The sequence below is a fragment of the Thermoproteota archaeon genome (assembly GCA_030130125.1).
In the GTDB taxonomy this organism is placed as follows: domain Archaea; phylum Korarchaeota; class Korarchaeia; order Korarchaeales; family Korarchaeaceae; genus Korarchaeum.
The window spans coordinates 70868-91928 of sequence record JARZZM010000001.1 but is presented as its reverse complement, the minus strand read 5'-3'; the positions used below and the strand labels follow the sequence as shown (position 1 = coordinate 91928).

The 21061-nt window shown below is 54.2% G+C and carries 19 protein-coding genes; 8 read left to right on the top strand and 11 right to left on the bottom strand.

Features of this window, described 5'->3' with window-relative positions:
* From aroC to QI197_00475, 4 genes are all read right to left on the bottom strand, one after another.
* Positions 1 to 1095: a chorismate synthase gene (aroC, locus tag QI197_00490; GenBank protein MDK2371857.1), complete on the bottom strand. Its 1095-nt coding sequence runs from the start codon at positions 1093 to 1095 to the stop codon at positions 1 to 3.
* Between the two features lie 9 nt (positions 1096 to 1104).
* The gene (locus QI197_00485; protein ID MDK2371856.1) at positions 1105 to 2718 is read right to left on the bottom strand and encodes a hypothetical protein; all 1614 of its coding nucleotides are present in this window, start codon (positions 2716 to 2718) and stop codon (positions 1105 to 1107) included.
* A gap of 90 nt (positions 2719 to 2808) precedes the next feature.
* A complete protein-coding gene (locus QI197_00480; GenBank protein MDK2371855.1) occupies positions 2809 to 4191 on the bottom strand; it encodes an NADP-dependent malic enzyme in 1383 nt (460 codons plus the stop codon).
* 97 nt (positions 4192 to 4288) lie between these two features.
* On the bottom strand, positions 4289 to 5365 hold the full coding sequence (locus QI197_00475; GenBank protein ID MDK2371854.1) for an aminotransferase class V-fold PLP-dependent enzyme: 1077 nt from the start codon (positions 5363 to 5365) through the stop codon (positions 4289 to 4291).
* 202 nt (positions 5366 to 5567) lie between these two features.
* Between QI197_00475 and QI197_00470 the strand changes: the two genes are divergently transcribed.
* Together QI197_00470 and QI197_00465 are read left to right on the top strand one after the other, a co-directional pair.
* Positions 5568 to 5741, top strand: a complete 174-nt coding sequence (locus QI197_00470) for a hypothetical protein (GenBank protein MDK2371853.1) — start codon at positions 5568 to 5570, stop codon at positions 5739 to 5741.
* A 32-nt stretch (positions 5742 to 5773) separates the two neighbouring features.
* Complete coding sequence (locus tag QI197_00465; GenBank protein ID MDK2371852.1) at positions 5774 to 6676, top strand: dihydrodipicolinate synthase family protein; 903 nt, start codon at positions 5774 to 5776, stop codon at positions 6674 to 6676.
* Here QI197_00465 and QI197_00460 read toward each other — a convergent pair.
* Genes QI197_00460 through thrS form a run of 3 tightly spaced genes read right to left on the bottom strand, consistent with a single transcriptional unit; the run spans position 6665 to position 10326 of the window.
* Entirely contained in the window at positions 6665 to 7816 is a 1152-nt protein-coding gene (locus tag QI197_00460; protein MDK2371851.1) for an MFS transporter, read from the bottom strand. The two genes, QI197_00465 and QI197_00460, sit on opposite strands and share 12 nt — an antisense overlap.
* A 7-nt stretch (positions 7817 to 7823) precedes the next feature.
* On the bottom strand, positions 7824 to 8354 hold the full coding sequence (locus QI197_00455) for a DUF998 domain-containing protein (GenBank protein ID MDK2371850.1): 531 nt from the start codon (positions 8352 to 8354) through the stop codon (positions 7824 to 7826).
* A 37-nt stretch (positions 8355 to 8391) separates the two neighbouring features.
* Entirely contained in the window at positions 8392 to 10326 is a 1935-nt protein-coding gene (thrS, locus tag QI197_00450) for a threonine--tRNA ligase (GenBank protein ID MDK2371849.1), read from the bottom strand.
* 269 nt (positions 10327 to 10595) lie between these two features.
* Between thrS and QI197_00445 the strand changes: the two genes are divergently transcribed.
* Both QI197_00445 and QI197_00440 read left to right on the top strand, forming a co-directional pair.
* Positions 10596 to 11987: a (Fe-S)-binding protein gene (locus QI197_00445; GenBank protein MDK2371848.1), complete on the top strand. Its 1392-nt coding sequence runs from the start codon at positions 10596 to 10598 to the stop codon at positions 11985 to 11987.
* A gap of 17 nt (positions 11988 to 12004) precedes the next feature.
* On the top strand, positions 12005 to 13390 hold the full coding sequence (locus QI197_00440; GenBank protein MDK2371847.1) for an FAD-linked oxidase C-terminal domain-containing protein: 1386 nt from the start codon (positions 12005 to 12007) through the stop codon (positions 13388 to 13390).
* A 2-nt stretch (positions 13391 to 13392) separates the two neighbouring features.
* Here QI197_00440 and serS read toward each other — a convergent pair whose 3' ends face one another.
* Complete coding sequence (gene serS / locus QI197_00435) at positions 13393 to 14763, bottom strand: serine--tRNA ligase (protein MDK2371846.1); 1371 nt, start codon at positions 14761 to 14763, stop codon at positions 13393 to 13395.
* A gap of 76 nt (positions 14764 to 14839) precedes the next feature.
* Positions 14840 to 15220 (bottom strand): hypothetical protein, encoded by a 381-nt coding sequence (locus tag QI197_00430; protein MDK2371845.1) that lies wholly within the window; start codon positions 15218 to 15220, stop codon positions 14840 to 14842.
* Between the two features lie 128 nt (positions 15221 to 15348).
* Between QI197_00430 and QI197_00425 the strand changes: the two genes are divergently transcribed.
* A complete protein-coding gene (locus QI197_00425; GenBank protein MDK2371844.1) occupies positions 15349 to 17046 on the top strand; it encodes a chloride channel protein in 1698 nt (565 codons plus the stop codon).
* 7 nt (positions 17047 to 17053) lie between these two features.
* On the opposite strand, the gene cysS is transcribed toward QI197_00425, so the two are convergent.
* Positions 17054 to 18478 (bottom strand): cysteine--tRNA ligase, encoded by a 1425-nt coding sequence (gene cysS, locus QI197_00420; protein ID MDK2371843.1) that lies wholly within the window; start codon positions 18476 to 18478, stop codon positions 17054 to 17056.
* Positions 18479 to 18580: 102 nt separating this feature from the next.
* Between cysS and QI197_00415 the strand changes: the two genes are divergently transcribed.
* A complete protein-coding gene (locus QI197_00415; GenBank protein ID MDK2371842.1) occupies positions 18581 to 19294 on the top strand; it encodes a SagB/ThcOx family dehydrogenase in 714 nt (237 codons plus the stop codon).
* Positions 19291 to 19509 (top strand): hypothetical protein, encoded by a 219-nt coding sequence (locus tag QI197_00410; protein MDK2371841.1) that lies wholly within the window; start codon positions 19291 to 19293, stop codon positions 19507 to 19509. The genes QI197_00415 and QI197_00410 overlap by 4 nt, the downstream gene beginning before the upstream one ends.
* A 195-nt stretch (positions 19510 to 19704) precedes the next feature.
* On the opposite strand, the gene QI197_00405 is transcribed toward QI197_00410, so the two are convergent.
* Entirely contained in the window at positions 19705 to 20151 is a 447-nt protein-coding gene (locus QI197_00405; GenBank protein MDK2371840.1) for a DUF4430 domain-containing protein, read from the bottom strand.
* Between the two features lie 157 nt (positions 20152 to 20308).
* Here QI197_00405 and QI197_00400 point away from each other — a divergent pair, with 157 nt between their 5' ends.
* On the top strand, positions 20309 to 20848 hold the full coding sequence (locus tag QI197_00400) for a DUF4443 domain-containing protein (GenBank protein MDK2371839.1): 540 nt from the start codon (positions 20309 to 20311) through the stop codon (positions 20846 to 20848).
* Positions 20849 to 21061 lie beyond the last annotated feature (213 nt).

The window sequence follows — 21061 nt, the reverse complement described above, 5'->3', positions numbered from 1 at the left end:
TCACCTCAGCACCTTGGGTATGAGGCTGGCCCTGATCGCGTGATCGGCGAGCACGAAGGCCAGCATGCTCTCGACCACCACGACAGCCCTCGGCACAATGCATGGATCGTGCCTCCCTTTAACCCTTATCTCCACTTCCCTCATCTCCTCAAGGTCTACGGTACGCTGTGGCTTGGCTATGGACGAGGTGGGCTTGAAGGCGACCCTGACCACGACCGGCTCTCCTGTGGTAATGCCGCCTATGACACCACCGTGATCGTTCTTGGCGTAGGCGACTTTCCCATCCCTTATTACCAGCGGATCGTTGTGCTCCGATCCCCTCATCCTCGCCGCTTTGAAGCCAGAGCCGAACTCCACTCCCTTGACGGCCGGTATGGAGAACATGGCCTTCGCCACATCGCCCTCTATGGTATCGAAGAGAGGTTCGCCCAAACCGGGTGGCACATTCAGAGCTACGGCTTCAACCACCCCTCCCACACTATCCCCCTCCCTTCTGGCACTCTCTATGGCTTCGGCCATCCTCTTGTAGCTCTCCTCGTTGGGGGCCCTAACTGGGTTCCTATACCTGTACTCCTTAGCCTCGTCCAGCGTGAAGTCTGATGCCCTCTCGCCCCCTATCTCCAGCGAGTAAGCTATAACCTCCGTCCCGATACTCTTAAGGAGCTTCCTCGCTATAGCTCCCCCCATGCACATCGAGATGGTCATTCGACCTGAGAACCTACCTCCACCTCTGTAATCGTTGTAGCCCCCGTACTTGAGTCTAGCCACGTAATCAGCATGCCCGGGCCTTGGGGTCCTCAGGAACTCCTCGTAGTAGGAGGAAACGATGTCCTCGTTTCGCACTATCATCGCGATTGGAGCACCTGTGGTTCTCCCCCTGAAGACCCCGCTGAGGATCCTCACCCTATCCGCCTCCGACCTGCTAGTGGTGTACTCGGACTGGCCAGGCCTCCTTAGATCGAGCAGCTCCTGCACATCAGACTCATCCAGCGGAAGCCCGGCGGGAACTCCCTCCACAACGGCTCCCACCACGTCCCCATGGCTCTCTCCGAAGGATATCAGGCGCAGCTCCCTGCCCAGCACGTCCCCAGCCATCAGATCACCTCACGGATTGAAAGGTCTTATCCTGACGAAATCTAGATCGGAGTCCTGATATTTCAGAGCGATACTCGCTCCCATCTTTGAGATCAGGGTGTAGAAGTTAATTACAATGGTCTTCACAGTCCCTGGCTGCAGGGTGTCCACATCCACCAGCTCGACCTTCCTGTCCAAGGTCAACCTATCGCCAGCTTCCCCGAGTCTCACGAGGTGGGGATCGTTCCCTCCAACCTTCACTTGGCTTAGGGGGGAGAGTTGAGCTTCCAATTTGAGGGGAACCGTTTCCCTATCGCCCACGTTGGTTACCTTGGCTATAACTGTAACCCCATACCCGTCCCCTATCCTCCTAGTGGCTATGGTATAGTTGGCTATTAGGGGAACGGGGACCCCCTCCATGCTCACGACGAAGAGTGGGAAGTCGCTGTAATACCAGCCTATTTGATCGGTCAGCCACGACAGATCGGGAACTTCGCCCGGCATGAAGAAGTTCGTGGTCTCCATGTAGAAGTAGCTAGCCCCATCCAGCTCGAACTCCAAGGAAGCGGGTCCCTCCCCCAATTTTCTCTGGAGATCCAGAAGATCAACGAGAACCACTGGTGCCCCTTCAAAGTCTATCACATCAGCCTTGACGCGAGGCCACCTCACCAGCTCAGGATTCATGTATACAGCGGCCGCAGCGTGAGTGGGCATTATCAGAAGAGCTGACTTGTAGCCCATCTGCTCGTAGAGGGATATGAGGAGTATTGACAGGTCCTCACAATCGCCGTTACCCCTGTAAAGGGTCTCTAACGGGTAGCTGGGGTAATCCCCGGTGGGGGAGAACTCGTTTGCTAACGAGTACTTCAGGCTCTGGATGAAGGAGGCGACGAACCAGAGCTTCCTGTACTCGTCCATTCCCTCGCTCTCTGCAATGGATTCGAGCTTTTCTACTAGTTTGGAGATGTAAGGATCATCGTGGGGCGTCCTGACCATCAAGTACCATGTGAATATCAGGGTCTCCCTGCTCTCATTGAACTCAACCACTTTCATCCTCGGTTTGACTCTGAGGAAGTCTATTAGAGGTAAGGGAACATCTAGAGAGAACTCGTAGTCCTTGCCCACCTTGGGGGGGAACCTCCACTTGAAGTGGAGCGAGGTAGTATTCCTCCTCTCTTTTTCAGAGAGAGGGGGTGCTATCCTCACCTCCCTATCAACCACGAAGTCCGCAATCCCTTTGTCTAGGAGGGACTTGACGGCTTGGAGGGTCTCCTTCCTAGTGTGACCCGAGATGACCAGAGCGTCCCTCCCATCAATGGAAGAGAGGACGAAAGTCCAGTATCCCCTCACATTCATGAGAGCCTGTGACTCCTCTCGAGGTAGCAGCTTCCTAGAGAGGTGTCCCGCACCCTTAGCGAGTGGCCCACCTAGGACGAAGTAGAGCTCGTAACCATCGGAAGGCTTAATGGACCTCTCCACTTTCATGCCAAGTTCCGAGAGGGCCGCCTTCAATACATCTGCGGCCTTGGAATCGAACTCATTGGCTATTATGAGGACCTTACGCTTCTGCGGGGATGCTTGGATTGGGAGGGCTTGTGATGCAAGCAAGAGCGTCAGGAGTAATGCTGCGAAGATTAGTCGCATAGGTTAGAGGAGCAGCCAGCGTTAAAAAGTGAACTGTATGCAGCTGGCAGGACTCCCTAGACTTAGAGGGCTCGAAAAATAGGAGAGAAATTACGGGCCGTAGCTCTCCAAGACCTCCTCCTCGGGAGGCGGTGAGGGTATCAGGCCCTTCTCCATGAGAAGCTTAGTTGCTTCTCTGGCATTCTTGATTATATTCACCGCCCTCTCGTAGAGCTCGTTCCTGCTGAGGATCTTCCTAGCCACGCCCTGCTTGATGGACTGCTCAGCCGCTGCTACCGCCTCCAGCGGGTATACCTCCCATTCGTCCATGGTCGGGAGTATGTACTCCTCGTGTATTCCCTTTTCCTCGGCGAACTTGGCTAGGGCGTCTCCAGCGGCTATACACATCTCGTCGGTTATGGTCCTCGCCCTCACATCGAGAACACCTCTGAAGATAGCGGGGAATCCGAGGCTGTTGTTCACCTGGTTGGGGAAGTCGCTCCTTCCAGTGGCGACGATCCTAGCCCCAGCCTCCTTGGCCTCCCAAGGCCATATCTCAGGGACGGGATTGGCGCACGAGAACACTATGGCATCGTCGTTCATCAGCTTGATCCACTCGGGTTTAATAACACCGGGTCCAGGTCTGCTCATTCCTATGACAGCATCGGCCCCCTTGAAGGCCTCCTCTATAGTTTTAACGTTCTCATCATTGGTCTTCATGGCCAGATCGTACTTCCACGGGTCCTTCTCCTTTATCTCGTCCATATCAGGTCTGTCGCGATAGAGGGGCCCCTTACTGTCTATCATCACGATATGTCCTGGAGGCACTCCCGCCTTTATCAGGACTATCGCTCCCCTCACGTTGGACGCGCCCGCACCGTAGAAGACTATCTTGGCTTGCTTCATGTCCTTACCAACTAGTTTAAAGGCGTTCTTGAGACCCGCATATACCACAGTTGCAGTACCCTGCTGATCATCATGCCAAACGGGGATCTCAAGCCTCTTCCTCGCCTCTTCCAGTACGTAATAGCACTTCGGCTTCTCGATATCCTCTAGGTTGATCCCTCCAAAGTTGGGTTCGATCCATTCCAAGAGTTTGAGCATCTCATCCGGCTTGTGAGCCCTAACAACCAATGGAAAGGCATCAACCCCCCCTAGGTATTTGAACAGGAGGGCCTTACCCTCCATCACGGGTAGACCTGCTTCCGGACCTATATTACCGAGGCCCAGAACTCTGGTGCCGTCGCTCACGACGGCAACGTAATTCCACCTGTTGGTGTGGTAGAAGGATTGCTCAGGATCCTCCTTTATCACCTTGCACGAGGCTGCAACGCCAGGTGTGTACCAAATGGCGAAGTCGTCCACATCCCTGACAACGCATTTGGGCATGACCTGAACCTTGCCCTCGTAAAATGGGTGATATGCGAGGGCTAGCTTAGAAGGCTTTTCAGCCTTCTTAAGAAGCTCCTCAACAGTCGGCTTGTGCTCGGACATATGAAGCACCATGGTTCAGTTCAAAGTATATTTGAAATAGTTTCCTTTTTTCATGTGTGAAATGGTCCGCGAGAACTCGGCTTCTTCTCGCTTCTTCTCAACCCAGCAAGTCGCTCAGTACTTCTATCGTGAAGTCGACCTCCCTCCACTTCATATACGGATGAAGTTTTAACATGAGGCTGTTAGCGGCTAGCTCCTTGGTCCTCCCCATGGCGGTGAGCACATAGCTCACTGGCTCGGAGGTGCCCTGTGACATGTAGAGTCCGCGTGAGCTCGCCTCTAGTATAAGGGCTCCGGCCCCCTCCCTCACTGAGAAGTTGATTGTATCCACCGAGTCCGGTGGGCTATTCATCACTACATCAGTGCCCTCCAGCTCCCTAGATATCCTGTCCCTCATCCTCTTCACCTCCTCCCATTTTTCGGGGGATCCGAACAGCTGTAAGGCTTTGTGGAAACCTGCCAAAGCAGGTATATTTACATCGACAGGAGTTAGCAGTTGTATCCCAGCGCTTCCAGACATTATGGGTTCCAGATCCAAGTCCTCCCTGACGTAGAGGAGGCCAACCCCTCTCGGGCCGTAGATCTTGCTTCCACTGATGGAGAGGAGGTCCACCTTAGATAGGTCTATGAGAACTCTTCCCAAAGCATCGCAGGCATCCACGTGCAGGAGAACTCCTTTATCCCTAGTTATGTCAGAGATCGCGTCCAGATCGTGGATCGCACCTGTCTCCTGATTCACCATCTGGACGCTGACCAGAATCGTCTCCCTATCAATTAGCCTCTCGAGTTCCTCAACCCTTACGTGACCGTCCTCATCGACTGGAGCCGTCCTCACCTCAAGTACCTGGGATAGATCCTCTAGGAGACCGAGCACGCTCCTGTGCTCAACTGAACTAGTCACCAGATTGCCCCTCTTACCGAGGAACTTGATGATGCCCCTCAAGGCTAGGTTATTGGCTTCCGTTCCACTCCCCACTATCGTAAAATCGCCATCGGAGTTAAGCAAGGAGCTCAGGTACTCCAGCACCTCTTGGATGAACTGATAAGCCTCCAGACCAGGTCCATGCGGTACCTTTGGGGATCCGTAGGCCTTCTTGTTGAAGAAGGGGATGAGGAACTCTACGACCTCGTCCGGGGGCCTGGGTGAGAGTTCGTTGTCCAAATACACCCTCATGTTAACTCCAGATACCTTACTCCCCGATCTCTAAAGTCTTTACCTTACACTGAACTATATTCTCGGATGGAGTTACCCCTAGTTCTCCCTTCTACTGGATTGAAATAGTTGGAAGGGTCCTGACGATCCTATTGAAACGTTATGAAACGATATCAAGCAATTTGTATTTATAACGTTGGTGGAGGGATCTGCGGTGGTGGCCTTGAGAATCTTCGGATTGATGGTGGGTAACGCTCTCGCCTACCATGTAGGGCTGGTGCTGACCCTGATGGGATTCGACGGAGGAGTCGGCATACTCATGGCCACCACTAACTTGGCCATGGCCTACCTCCTTGCCAAGTACGTTCAGGGACTGCAGAGGTCCCTCACCACCTAGGGATTATATGATCTCCTCCCTCTCTCATTCGTATGAAGGGATTTTCCGGAGTAATAGTTCCGATGATAACCCCCTTCAATGAGGACCTTTCCATCGATGAAGAGGCCCTGAGATGGCTCGTTTCATTTCTAAGCGAGAAAGGAGTTGACGGCATCTTCGTCAACTCGACTACAGGGGAATTCGTTCACCTGAGAAGGGACGAGATGCTCGACATAGTGAGGATAAGTCTGGATACTGTTGAGGGACCCAAGATACTTCCTGGAATAAGCTCAAATTACACGGAGGAGGCCATCTCGCTCGGCAGGGAGATGAAAGACCTAGGGGCAGACGGCGCCGTGGTTATGCCCCCTTACTTCTTCAAGCTCAAGGAGGACTGGCTTCTTCACCACTTCAGCAGGATAGCCAACTCCTTGGATTTACCGCTCATCATATACAACATACCGTCCCTCACTGGGAATGACATCCCCGTGAGCGTCTACGTCAGGCTTGCTGAGGAGTTCTCCAACGTGGTAGGCGCGAAGGTGACAAAGGACAGCGTCTCATACATGCGCAACCTCGTGGTCAGGGTGAAATCCGTCAGACTGGACTTCTCGGTGCTGACCGGGATGGATGACCACTTGCTCAACACCCTAGCCCTTGGAGGGGACGGCGGGATCATGGCCCTAGCCAATGTTGCCCCCGAGATCCACCTGTCGATACACCGGTCGTGGCTCTCCGGAGATCTCAAAGGCGCCGTGGAAGGGTTCAGAAAACTCGCGAGTCTTGCTAAGATATATGACTTCGCATCTTCGTTCCCGACCGCGATAAAGACTGCCCTGTCTATACTAGGAGCTCCGGTAAAGGAGGTGTGCAGGCCCCCTCTCATGGTAGAATCCGCCGAGGTTAGGGCGAAGATAAGGGAGGTATTAGAGGAGGTGGGAATCTCAATCGAGTAGAGACCTGTAGAGGGCGGTGACCGCTGCAACCTGAGCGGCAACTGAGAACACTGTACCCGAGAGCACATCCCCGGTGTAGAGGAGGTAGCCGAAGAGTGAGCCGCTCACTAGAAAACCGAGGCCGTAGGCTGTGTTGAACATACCATAAGCCGTTCCTCTCACCTCCATTGAGACTAGATCTGACACTGCTGCTCTGTAGATGGACTCCTGCATCCCATATATCACTCCGAAGAAGATCACCGCCAAGAGCACATTGCTTCCTCCCATCAGGGTGGCTATGGATGGTATTGGCGAGAGCAGGAACGGCAGGTACAGCACCTTCCTCCCCATCCTGTCGTAGGCGAGGCCCGCCAGCGGAGCGGAGATCGCATCCACCGCCTGCATGAGTACATAGAGGTAGGCGGCCATCCAAGGGGAAAAGGCCTCGCTGGAGGTAAGCACAATTAGGGAGACATGAATCAGACCGGCCGTGTTCAGGAAGACCGCTAGCGTGTATATCCAGAAGTTAGTCGGGAGGTCAGATAGGCTGAACTTGGTCCTCTTCCCCGAGGGGATCACGGCCCTGAACCTGTAGTAGATGTAGAGGATCGAGGTTAACAGGACGAGATAGGGGATCAGGAGCGAGAGGAAGGCCGAGGAGTAGTCGTTGGGTCGGAGGAGTAAAATCGTGCCCAGCAGCGCCGGTCCAGCGATGGCACCTACCTGATCCATGAGTTCGTGCAAGCCGAACGCCTTCCCGGCGCCAACCCCCTTGGACACTGCAGAGATTAGGACATCCCTCGCTGGAGATCTGAGTCCCTTAGCGACCCTTTCAGCGAAGATCAGGGCCACGGCCACAGGCCACAGGTTGGTCAGGCCGAGGAGGGGTATCGATACTATTAGGCCGTAGCCTAAGAGATAGAGGGCCCAGTAAGCGCCCGTGATGTCGGCCAACACACCACTGACAAGCCTTAGGGACAGTCCAACGAACTCGGAGACGCCGAAGACCAGTCCCACCACTAGGGCGGTAGCACCTAAAGCTCCCAAATAGGATGGGGCTACCGCCCTAGCCCCTTCATAGATCACATCCCCCACTAGGCTCACGAGTCCAAACAGGATAATCGCTTTGTAGACCTCCCTCCGCTGCAGTTCCGTATCCACCACCCCACTACCACTTAAGACTCCTCTCCACATTCCTCAACGAGTCCAAGTACCACGGAAGGGTCACTAGAATCGAGATCATCTCGGGAACCGCTTCGCCACACGGGCAGGCCCCGGACAGTTGCAGCGCCCAAGAGACCGCAATCACTACGGTGGAGATCACTGGGTAGTTCTTCCTCCCCTCGCAACTGTAAATTATAGCTGCTATGGCGATCCCCAAGAAGAAGAACAGAGATACTAGGAAGTGGAGCCCCCCGTATACCTCGTCGAAGGTCCCTACCAGCATCAGGAAGTAGCCAGATGCTGCCATGAGCTTCGAAGTATGGGGGTACTTCCTAATCATGTAGAGGACGGAGTAGAGAATCATCAAGAGTCCTCCCGTGACGAGGCCCACGTTAAACAGAGGAGCCACGGGGCTCTTTAGGGAGTGACCTAGATCGCTGAGGGCGTTAGCCTCCCACCGAAACCAAGGGGAAAAGGCTATCGAGAGGAAGACAAGGAACAGTGGAACCGCGAATGCCCCTACTCCTAGAACCAAGGATTTAAACCTCATATACGGAAGGAGCGGGGAGAGGCTAAAAAGTTGAGGAGCCTCCCCTCAGATCCGGCGGCAAGAACTCCTCCGTGAACTCCCTGAGGAACTCCTCCAGATCCATGGACCCAAGGTTCCCCTTGCCCTTGCGCCTCACCGCCACCTTACCAGACTCTACCTCCCTGTCACCTATCACTAGGAGGATCGGTACCTTCTCCAGCTCGCTCTCCCTTATCCTGTACCCAAGGGTCCCTCTAGCGTCGTCCAGATCAGCCCTTATCCCAGCACTGAGCAGGCGATCTAGAACCTCCCTCGCCCTGTCCAGATGCCTCTCCGCTACGGGCAATACCCTCGCCTGAACCGGGGCTAGCCAGAGGGGAAAGTTCCCGGCGTAGTGCTCGAGCAGTATGCCGAAGAACCTCTCTATAGATCCTAGGAGGGCTCTGTGTATCATAATGACGGTCTTCTCACTCCCGTCGGCGTCTACGTAAGTGACATTGAACCTCTTGGGGAGGTTGAAGTCGAGCTGTATGGTGCTCAGCTGCCACTCCCTCCCTATGGAGTCCACGAGCTTCACATCTATCTTGGGTCCATAGAAGGCGGCCTCACCCTCCATCACCTCGTACTCGTATCCCTTCTTCCTTAGAGCCTCCTCCAAAGCTGATTGAGCCCTGTTCCAGTCCTCCTCGCTTCCCATGTACTCATCGGGACGCCTCGGGTCCCACGTGGAGATCTCCACCTTGAACTCCTCGAAGCCGAAGGATCGCATCAGGTACTCGTCCAGCTCTATGACCTTGAATATCTCCTCCTCCAGCTTCTTCGGGGTCGTGAAGATGTGAGCATCGTCTTGGGTGAATCCTCTAGCCCTGAGCAGGCCATGTAACACTCCGGATCTCTCGTACCTGTACACCGTGCCGAGCTCGAACAGCCTCATTGGGAGCTCCCTGTAGCTCCTCCTCTTGGACTTGTACACGAGTATGTGGAAAGGACAGTTCATGGGCTTGACCGCGTGCTCTATCCCCTCCTTCTCGAAGACATACATGAAGTCCCTGTAGTAGTTGAGGTGACCTGAGGTCCTCCAGAGGTTGGTGTAGGCTATGTGGGGTGAGTAAACGAGCTCGTAACCCCACTTCAGGTGGACCCTTACCAAGAAGTCCTCTATCACCCTTCTTATTCGGGCCCCCTTGGGGTGCCAGATCACTAAACCTGGCCCTATCAACTCGGAGGGCATGGAGAAGAGGTCGAGTTGCGGGCCTACGATCCTGTGATCCCTCTTCCTCGCCTCCTCCCTCATCTTCAGGTAGCGCTTCAGCTCCTCCTCTGTGGGGAAGGATATTCCGTAGACCCTCTGCATCACCGGGTTCCTCTCATCTCCCCTCCAGTAGGCCGAGGAGGCATGAAGGACCTTGAGGGCCTTCACGTAACCGGTGTAGGGAAGATGAGGTCCCCTGCACAGGTCCACGAACTCCCCTTGCCTGTAGACCGAGACCATATCTTCGTCCATCTCCTCGAGGAGTTCCACCTTGTACACCTCGTCCATGCTCCTGAATAGCTTGATGGCCTCTTCCCTCTCCATCTCTTCCCTGATCACTGGAAGGTTCTCCTTCACAATCCTCCTCATCTCCTCCTCTATCCTCTCCAGATCCATTGAAGAGAAGGATCTTCCTCCGAGATCGAAGTCGTAGAAGAAGCCCTCCTCTATAGCAGGGCCTATTCCCAGCTTCGCCTCTGGGAAGAGCCTCTTCACCGCCTGGGCCAGTATGTGGGAAGAGGTGTGCCAATAGGTCTCCCTGCCCTCGGGGGAGTTGAAGTTCAGCACCTCTATCGTCCCTACTCCCTCGCGAACGATCCAAGTGAGGTCCACGAGCCTGCCATTCACCTTAGCCACAAGTCCAGACTCGGGGGGGATCTGCTCGAGTATGCTCTCGCCTATTTTGGCCTCCAGCTCCCTCCCATCCGGCAATCTCAGCTTGACCATGGTAGACACCTCCTCAAGGAGACGGGGTCTCGCCTCAGGGGATTGGCGATGCGATCTCTCCCCAGTAATGAGAGATCAAGGAGGGGGTCACGGCGTGGGAGAAGTTTCTCGATCCCTCCTCAGCGAGATCACCTCTCCGCCATCACTCGATTTTCAATTTATAAAGGTATCTGGATCCCTCGGCTGATGTCCGGGATCTAGGGGAAGTAGGTGATTCTCCGGGTCGGATCCATTCCACTAATAAGTAAGCGGAGGGAGTAAGTCCTCGGGTGAAGGGAACGGCCGTCCCGGAGATAGTGAGGTTCGCCGCGGAAAATACCACTTCCGTTGGCGACGTCTTGGGATTGGGCGCGGATCAGAGGACGGGGTGGGCTAGAGGATTGCTTCCCAAAGGCCCAGTGGACGGCACGGTGTTCTACGCTGGCGAGATGTACCCAGTGATGGGATACGCGGAGGGGGCCTTCAGGGCTTTGAAGAGGCTGGAGGGTTTCATGGACATCAACTCCCTAGCAAAGGTCGGGCCAATCATGAGGAAGCTCGGGATATACACCGTTGGTGCCAAGGCATTGTGGGGTCGAGTCAACGAGAAATATGAGAGGGGTTTGAGAGACGCTATCTACGTGCTTAAGAACCTCGGAATTGAGGTCGGCTACCTCTTCGAGGACGAACCTCCCTCAGGCGTAGCGCTGCACACTTACGGGCTGCTGAGGGAGTTCAAAGAGCACGCGGAGTGGGTCCACCGGAGGTTCAGGGAACTGGGCGTGAAGAGGGTGATCACGCTGGACCCGATAGTTGCGACGGCCTTCAGGCTCTACTACCCGGAGTTCGTCGAGGGGTGGGATGTGGAGGCCCTGCACTTCGTCGAGGTCGTCGCGAGGGAGATGGCCAAGAGGGGCGTGCGCCTGAGGCTGGGCAGGGAGGTTAGGGTCACCTATCACGATCCCTGCTACTTGGCGAGGACTCTGGGAGTGGTGGACGAGGTCAGATTCATCCTAAGCAGGATCGATGGTGTGAAGTACGTGGAGCCTCCCAGGCACGGAGTGAATACCGGATGCAGCGGTGACGGGGGGCTGGAGCTCACGCAACCTCCCCTAGCTAGGATGGTCTCCTATGAGAGGATAGAGGAGTTGAAGAGTACTGGGGCTGAGATGGTCTTCACCTCCTGTCCGGCGTGCATAATGATGCTCAGGACGGGCTTCGATTCCGTTAGCGTGAACATCAGCGTCGAAGATCTCGCATCCTTGGTAGCCGAGGCGATGAGGAACGGCATCGAGGAGGTGATGCCGGAGGAACCGCACTTCAATAGGTACAGGGTGTTCCCGCCAAGCCCCAAGCCCAAGAGCCTAGAGCTGAAGGACCTAGCGGAGATGCTCGAGTGGGAAACGGACAAATGCAAGAAGTGCGGGTTCTGCAATGTGGAGTGTCCCACGGCCAAAGCATTGGACAGGCTGGAGAGCAGGTCGGCGAGGGGCAGGATGACCTTGATAAATTCCCTAGTGAAGGGCGATCCCGTAAGGCCCAAGGCCGTTCTGGATAGGCTCTACTCGTGCGTTCTCTGCGGACAGTGCTCCAAAGCCTGTCCGGTGGGGCTTCACGTCCAAGAGCTCATAGTTTATGGCAGGGCCTATGCCATATACTCCGGGAAGGCCGGTGTAACCTGATGATGGGTGGTGATGTCATGGGATTCTCCCAAGCGATCTCCGAGATATCCAAGAGGATAGGGAGGGAGAAAGTTCTAACGGAGCCCGAGGATGTGTACGCCTACTCATTGGATGCTAGCACGGAGTTCAAGCAGGCTCCCGGCGCCGTGGTGAGAGTCAGCTCCGAGGAGGACGTGAGAGTCGTGCTGGAGGTGGCGGATAGGGAGCGCGTTCCCGTGGTTCCTAGGGGGGGCGGCACTTCTCTCACCGGAGCTCCCGTGCCCACGAGTCCAGAGTCCATCGTCTTGGACCTGACACCCATGAACAGGGTCGAAGTTAACGTGGATGACGGTTATGTGATGGCTGAGGCAGGAGCGACGGTTCTGGAGGTGGATAAGGCGTGCAGGGAGTACGGTTTCTTCTTCCCTCCCGATCCAGCGAGCTCTAGGGTGGCCACCATAGGTGGTGCGCTGGCTGAGAACGCAGGTGGGCTGAGAGGCGCCAAGTTCGGGGTGATGAAAAACTGGGTCCTCGCGATGGAGGTCTACCTAGCGGGAGGAAGGAAGCTAAGGATAGGAGAGCCAGTTTACAAGTGGAGGTGGGGTCCGGACCTGCTCTCCCTCTTCATCGGGTCCGAGGGGACGTTGGGGGTGATAACGAGGGCCTGGCTCAAGATATACCCCCTCCCGGAGAAGGTCGTCAGGGTCATGGGGACCTTCGACAGGCTTGAAGACGCCGGAAGGGCCATCTCCCAGATAAGGAGGAGGGGCTACGTCCCGATGATGCTGGAGCTGCTGGACAAGGAGACCATAGAGATAGTGAACGAGGTCTTAGGGTACGATGTTGAGGTGGCCGAGGCCATGGTCGTGGCTGACGTTGATGGGCCGAGGGAGGCGGTCTGGAGGATGGCCGGGGAAGTGGAGCAGGTCATGAAGGAGAGCGGAGGTAGAACTAGAGCTAGCGATAATCCGGAGGAGATGCAGCAGCTCTACTTGGCGAGGCAGGGGGCCTACGCTGCCGTGACTAGGGCTTATCCGGGCGTGCTCCTGGAGGACATAACCGTGCCGCTGAGCAAGCTCATGATAGCTCTGAGGGAGCTGGAGAATCTGAGAAAAGAATATGAGTTGAGAATGCCTGTATTTGGGCATGCTGGCGACGGGAACCTCCATCCCACCATATGCTTCGACCCGAGGGATGAGGAGCAGCTAAGGAAGGCCAAGGAGATGTTCGTCAAGATAGGAAGGCTTGCTATAAAGCTGGGAGGTGCGATAAGCGGTGAGCATGGCATAGGCTTGGCGAAGAAGGAGCTCTTCCTAGAGGAGATAAAGGCGGTCAGGGGCGAGGGCTACCTAGAGGTCGTGAGGAGAATAAAGGAGCTACTGGATCCCAACGGCATAATGAATCCTGGGAAGCTGTGGTTCTGACCTCACTCCTTCAACAGTTTCTTTATTGGTTCTATTACCTCTTTTGGAGCCGCCTCGAAGGGCTCCAAGTACCTCCTTAGGACTTTAGGTATCTCCACGACTCCGTCCTCGCGCTGGTGGTTCTCCAGTATGGCGCATATGGTTCTGGTAGTTGCTAGGGCCGTGCTGTTTAGCGTGTGCACGAATTCCCTTCTCCCCTTTCTATCCAGCTTTATCCTGAGCCTGTAGCTCTGCCAATCCACACAGTTGCTACAGCTGACCAGCTCCCTGTACCTGCCCTGAGCGGGGAACCAAGCTTCTAGGTCGTACTTCTTGGCTGCGCAGGCGCCCAAATCGCCAGCCGCTATATTTACAATCCTGTAGGGGATCTCGAGCTGCTGATATATCTCCTCCGCATTCCTGATGAGACGCTCGTGCCACTTCCAGCTCTCCTCTGGCTTTGAATAGACGATCTGCTCCACTTTGGTGAACTGGTGTACCCTGAATATGCCTTTTGTGTCCTTACCATGAGTTCCGGCCTCCTTCCTGAAACAAGGGCTTAATCCCACGTAGAGACGGGGCAATTCGTCCTCAGTGAAGGTGTCTCCAGCATGCATGGCTATGAGGGGGTGCTCAGATGTGGCTATGAGGTAGAGGTCTTCGCCCTCTATTTTGTAGATGCTGTCCTTAAACGTCTCTAAGTCCGTCACGCCCAAGTAGTATTGCTCCCTCATCATGTAGGGGGGCAAAACTGGAATGAAGCCTTTCTTAGTGATGTGATCGAGTGCGAACATGACTAGGGCCTGCTCCAGCCAGACTACATCCCTGAAGAGATAGAAGAATCTGCTTCCCGATACTTGGGCGGCCTTGAGGGTGTCTCCCTGCTTAAGCACCAGTTCTAACTCGTCAGCATGTCCTTTGGGCTCCCAATCCACCAGCTCGTATTCCACATTGAAACCCGAGGTCTCCTCCTTGAACCTCTCGAGTTTGCTCCTTGGGACCTTGGGAACCCCCCAGAATCTCGTAGGGACGTTATAGGTATCATCGGGGCCCTCGGGCACGGACTCGTGCACTATGGACGGAAGAGACATTAAGATGGCGTCCCTCTCCTCAGAGAGCTTTTTTACTAGTTCTTCCAGTTCTTTGACCTTGGCTCCGAGCTCCTTTGATCTCTTTATCAGCTCCTGCCTCTCATCAGGGCTTGCACGAGGAATAGCTCTGTTTATCTCGTTCCTCCTCTCCCTTAACCTGTTGAGTTCGGTTACGGCCTCTCTCCACCTAGCATCGAGCTCCAATGCTCTGTCGACTAGATCCGTGGGCAGGTACCTCTTCTTCAGGCTTTCTTTGAGGACATCAGGGTTCGTTCTCAGGGCTTCGAGGACGGACCAGCTCACTCAAGACACCAAGGGGGCTGGAATCCTCTGTATTAAAATAAACCGTTAAGGGTGATAAATGATAAGAGAGGGGAGACTACTCCACATGAAGGGAGAGGAAGCCCCCTATCCCTCCCAGTATGGCTCCTATTATGAGGCCGACCACGAAGGCGTTTATTAACACGAGGGCCGAAAAGGTCATCATTCCCATGGGGAGGATTGGTCCCCAGAAGAGCAGACCCACTACGAAGTCCACCAGTGACAGTATAGCACCCATCACGGCGCCTCTCTTTATGACCTCTCCCTGATCCTTCGGTATCTCGCCGTAGAAGATGGAGAAGTACGAGTAAAGGAAGCCTCCAACTAGGGGCCCCAGAACCCCTATCCCTGGAATAAGACCAACGATGAACCCCATCAGGAAGGACATGATCAAGTAGTTATCCCTCTTAATGAACGAGAGGGAATCAGCCAACGCCATGCTCACACGCCCCCTTCTCGTTGAGGACCGGCCTCTTGCTAATTAACTTATTCCACACGGGTTACTTCAAAGCCTTCGGGTCCAAATTCCTTTTTTATTTTGCTATGGAGGGCCGAGAGGAGGGAAAAATGGTCAGGGTGAGCCGGCCATCCACTGGTCTCTACAAGATGCTGGTGAAGTGGGTAACAGTATCCTCAATAGTGGGATTCCTAACGGGGCTGCTCGTTTCCCTGCTAGAGATATCTGTTCTCGATGCCTCCGAGCTCATGCTGAGGAGGATTGCCGAAAGTGAGTATCTATGGCTCATCCCTATAGTCCCCTTTGTCGGAATCTCAGTCACGGGAATACTAAGAGAAAAGCTGACCAAGCTGCCTCACTTCCACGGGACTGAGGAGGTCTTGGAAGCCTATCATTACAGGGACGGTGAGATGGTACTCAAAGACGCTCCTGTAAAGACGTTGGGAGCCGTTCTGACCGTGGGGTCGGGAGGTAGCGCCGGTCTGGAGGGACCCAGCATCCACATAGGAGGGGCAGTTGGGGCTGCTGTGAAGAGGTTAATGGACAGGTTGGGAATAGAGGAAGACGGAAGAATCCTGCTGTTGACGGGAGCAGCGTCGGGAATGAGCGCCATCTTCAAGGCTCCCCTGACCGGACTCATGTTCGCACTAGAGGTTCCTTACAAGGATGACATGGCTCATCAGGCGGTGGTCCCCGCGCTCATATCGTCTGTGGTCTCCTACCTCACCCTCATATCCATACTGGGGGCTGAACCTATATTCAAGGCCTTCAAGCCCTTTGGCGAGGTCGACCTTTACATCCTCAGCATAGGTCTTCTAGAGGGTTTAGCCATGGGCTTTTTCTCAGTTATCTTCGTGAGGACGGTCTCCCTAGTTGAAATGATCATGGAAGGGAAGAGTTACACACTCAGGGGAGTTGTAGGAGGAGCTTCGGTCGGCCTGCTTGCAACCGCTACCCTAATTACCACGAAGACCTTGTACCCATTCGGTTTGAGCTATGATCTGGTCAGGCTATCCTTCAGGGGGGGTAATGCGACTTTCTTCTTCGGGATGGCGGTACTCAAGATGATCGCCACGGCCCTAACCCTAGGGAGTGCCGGAATCGGCGGTGTTTTCATCCCCTCCATAGTGATAGGCGCCACCCTCGGGTCAGCGATGAGTACCATGGATCCGAGCGTCACGAGCCTCTTCGTAGCATTAGGGATGTCCTCCTTCCTGGCCGCCGCGTTCAAGACTCCTCTAGCAGCGGTATCCTTCGTTGCTGAAACCACAGGGTCCGAGGCTTACGTGATCCCCGGATTAGTGGCTTCGGCCGTTGCCTACATAGTATCGGGGAAGTATTCCCTGCCCAAGAACCAGAAAATAGTGGAGACCACCAAGATAGAGGAATTGGAGAGGGTTAGGGTGAAGGAGCTGATGGTCTCTCCACCGCCTGTGTTGAGGGACGACCTGACAATCAAGGAGTTCTTCAACAGGTACTTCCTCAAGTACAGAGATCACTTCGTCTTCCCAGTAAAGGCCAAGGATGGAAGGATCGTGGGAGTCGTCGCGTTGAGGGACGTGAACAATATTCCCACCTCTGAGTGGGATAGGGTGAAGCTGATAGACATAGTGAGGAAGGTGGATTTCCTCAAACCCGATGATAACCTCATGACCGCCTTGGATAAGATGTACGAGTTCGGGGTTTGCTGCCTCCCTGTGATAGATCCGAAGAAGGGAAAGGTAGTGGGAATGCTCTCCGCAGACGCCATAGTTATGTTCCTAGAGCAAAAGAGGAAGTTGAAGAAGGCAGCCCTCTTCCTGAGATGACATGGCTCTAACTCTTCTTTATCCTCCACTTCGTCCCTTCTGGGGTATCCTGTAGCTCTATACCTATCTCCCTAAGTCTGGCCCTTATTTCATCCGCGAGATCGTATTCTTTCCTCTTCCTGAGGACGGCCCTCACATCTATCAGGATGCTGACGAGATCGCGGAGCATTGACTCGTCGTAGCCCCCTCCTATTCTCAGCCCCAACACATCGAACATGTCTGTGAAGGCCGCTATCACCTTTGCCCTACCCACAGCTGTGATCTGACCTCCCTCTTCGTAGTAGGAGTTTACGGCCCTCACCAGCTCGAAGAGCTGAGCCAAAGCTTCAGCTGTATTCAGGTCGTCCATCATCGCCCCGAAGAATCCACGCCTAATCCTGCCGACCTCCTCCAAAAAGGTAGCTTCACGTTCATTCGCCTCCTCCACGATACCCATGTCCATGAGGTTTCCATATCCGTTCAATATCCTCTCGTAGCTGCTCTTCGCCTGATCCAAGAGTTCCCACCTAAAGTCGATGGGGGAACGGTAGTGCCTCGATAGGAGGAATATCCTGAGCACATTGGGATCGTACTCCTTCAAGGCCTCCCTTATGGTCACGAAGTTGCCTAAGGACTTGGACATCTTCTCCCCCTCGACTGTAAGCAGACCTGTGTGGATCCAGTACTTGACGAAGGGCTTCACCCCAGTGTAGCTCTCCGCTTGGGCTATCTCGGCCTCGTGGTGGGGGAAGGCAAGCTCTATCGCTCCACCGTGGATGTCGTATTGCTTCCCAAAGTGCTTTATCGAGATCGCAGTGTCCTCTATGTGCCATCCGGGCCTCCCATAGCCCCAAGGGGATTCCCACCCGAACTCCTCCCTTGGCCTGTTCCTCCAGAGGGCGAAGTCGCCGGGGTTCCTCTTGGTCGGGTCGGGCTCTATCCTGTGAACCCGCAGCTCCTCTGGCTTCTGACCGGACAGCTTCCCGTAGTCAGGGAAGGTCGTTATATCGAAGTACACGCCGGTTTCGGTAACGTAAGCATGTCCCTTCTCTATGAGAGCCCTTACCTGCTCAAATATCTCCGGCAGGTAATCGGAGGCCCTAGCGTAGAGATTGACGCTTGTAACATTTAGGGCAGCCATGTCCTCGTGGTAGTAGTTTTCGAACTCTCTAGCCAGCTCGAGAGGATGTCTGCCCTCGTCTCTAGCCCTGTTCACGATCTTATCGTCCACATCAGTTATGTTCTGGAGGTAGAAGAGCGAATAGTCCATCTTCCTCAGGAACCTAGCTAGTGTATCGTAGAACACGTAAGTCCTAGCGTGTCCCAAATGAGAGTAATCGTATACTGTGGGACCACACACGAACATGAAGACCCTCTTACCGTGGAGAGGGACGAACTTCTCAAGCGATTTGGACAAGGTGTTATAGACCCTTATCTCAGCAAAGGCCGTCACCCATGGGCAGCACCGATCCCCCATGCGGTGGGAAGTTAAAAAGTTTGGGTAGGCACGTTTTTCCCTGCTACCCAGATTATGTGGAAGATGAGATATCCCCCAATGCGAGAGAGCCTCACTATAGCTGCGATATTCGTGCTCTCCTGCTTAGTGCTATCCCTCTACGTGGGCGCTATCGACTACTTAGCCCCCAGCAAGCAGATCAGTGGCGTGAAAGGTACCGTAACCTTGCCAGAGCCAGCTCTCACTGGTGGGATGAGTGTGGAGGAGGCCATCTATAGGAGGAGGTCTATCAGGAAATACTCAGCGGAACCCCTCACTCTAAGCGAATTAGGTCAGGTTCTCTGGTCGGCTCAGGGAATAACCTTACCTAGGCGGGGATTTAGGGCGGCGCCTAGCGCGGGAGCCACTTACCCCATCATCATATACGTCTCAGTGAGAGAGGGGGGTGTCGAAGGGCTAGCTCCGGGTATATACCTCTACGACCCGTTTGACCACGCCCTCCACCTCTTGAAGGAGGGAGACTACTCTTCTGAACTTGGTAAAGCCGCCTTAGACCAAGAGTGGGTGAAGGAAGCTCCGGTATGTCTTATTATAGCGGCCAACTTTGAAAGGACGACGTCCGTATATGGAGAGAGGGGGATTAGGTACGTTTACATGGAGGCTGGACACATCGGCCAGAACATCTACCTCGAAGCCACTGCGCTGGGATTGGGGACTGTGGCCGTGGGAGCCTTCTATGATGATAAGGTCAAGGAAATCATTGGATGCAGGGAGGACCCCCTATACATATTTCCATTAGGGAAGAAACCATGATAAACCTTGACATTCTCAGGTGGATCGTACTCGATCATCACGGCCTCGGCTACTTGGCTGTAATATATGGAACTCTCACGATGATGAGTGGCCTGATCCTCCTGTTGTCCCCAAGGAGGGTTAGGCGCATACTCCACTACGTCAGACTGGTACATCTTTTAAGCGGTATAACGGCTGCTATCTTTGGATTATTGGCTTTTCTGATCGCTTCATGAGGGATTTTAGGGATCCGCCCTAACTACGGTAGCACTCGGCACTGGGGAACTTGAATGGGTGAGATTATTTTCAATTAAGAGCAGTAATCGCGCGGGAGGTTGGATCATTAGAGACTTTCACGGTAGGGTTAATTAGCTCCCACCCTAAATCCATGCTATTTCTCGGTTTAGAGGAGGGGTCTCTGGCCAACCTCCTCAAGGTTTTTCTGGGGGGTATTTGCTCGTGTCCTCGTAGTACCACATCACCGTCTCTCCATCAGACAGGACGTATTTATCCGCGGCCACGGGACCAAAAGTCCAGCCCGTTGAGGGGTTCCACGTCCACCAAATCCAGTAGTATGGCTTCTCGTTCTCAACCCCATTTATTGAGTTGATGAAGGCCCCCATCCCTGGATAGGTGGTGTAGTTGACATCGGCCACCACTTCGGTCGCACCCAATAGTGTAGCTCCCGCTGGTACCTCTGTTGAATTGTACCACTCCACGTTCCCTCCCTTGTACTTGATACCTATGTTCACGGTGATCGTGGATCCAGAATTACCGGAATTCGTGGTGCTGAGGCGGCTGTTCGCGTAAAGAGCCGTCACAGACACGGCCCAAGTGAGGAGGAGAATCGATATTATCTTCCAAGCTCTCTCGCTCATATCAGTCACCCTTGGATGGATTATCCATCCAAAAAGCTATTTAATAAAGATTGCTGATGATCCTCGGATCGAATTGAAAGTGCTAAAGGGGCTAAAAAGTGCTGTTAAAAGACTACCCGGACCTACCCCTAGCTTTAATTTCATACATGCGGTTATGATGATTCTGCTCCTTGAGGAAGGCCCTATAGGTAGGAAAAGGCTCGCAGATCTCATAGATATAGGGGAAGGTAGTGTCAGGAGCCTCATAAGGAGGCTCAGGGAGGCAGGGTACTTGAAGGTCGATCGAGATGGATGCTATCTGACGAAGAAGGGCCTTAGAGAAGTTAAGGAATTGAGGAAGTTTCTGAAAGGTCCCGTGGAGCTAAATCTTCGGGATCTAGTCAGGAGCAAGGTAATAGTGTTCTTGGTGAGGATTCCTTACAGATTAGAGTTTAATGTCGTAGATCTCAGGGATGAGGCGGTTAGGGCTGGGGGGAGAGGCGCGATAATTCTCATATCCAAGGGCGGACACCTACTCTTCCTTGATACCATGGAACCGTTAGAGAAGTACAAATCGACGGATGAATCCCTCATCAGGGAAGCGTTCCACCCATCTGATGGCGACCTCTTGGTGATCGGCTTGGGTGAATCTCGAACGGAATCCAATCTAGCAGCTCTCGCTGTTAGCTTGGCAGTTCTCGAGAGGACGATACAGTGAGGACTCAGCTTAGTTGACAGGTTTTATGCTCGATGACGAGATAACTCCCTTCTCCGAGGCGGGTGTAATATGAAGAAGACTAGTGAGTTAATCCCGCACGCGAGTAGTGAGGGGAGGAGTCCCCAATCGTGGAACCTTGATCATTCTAGGTCCTAGCAAGTACCTTGGGCCTAAGAATTATCAGCGCGCGAGACAGAGGTAACCATCAGGGCT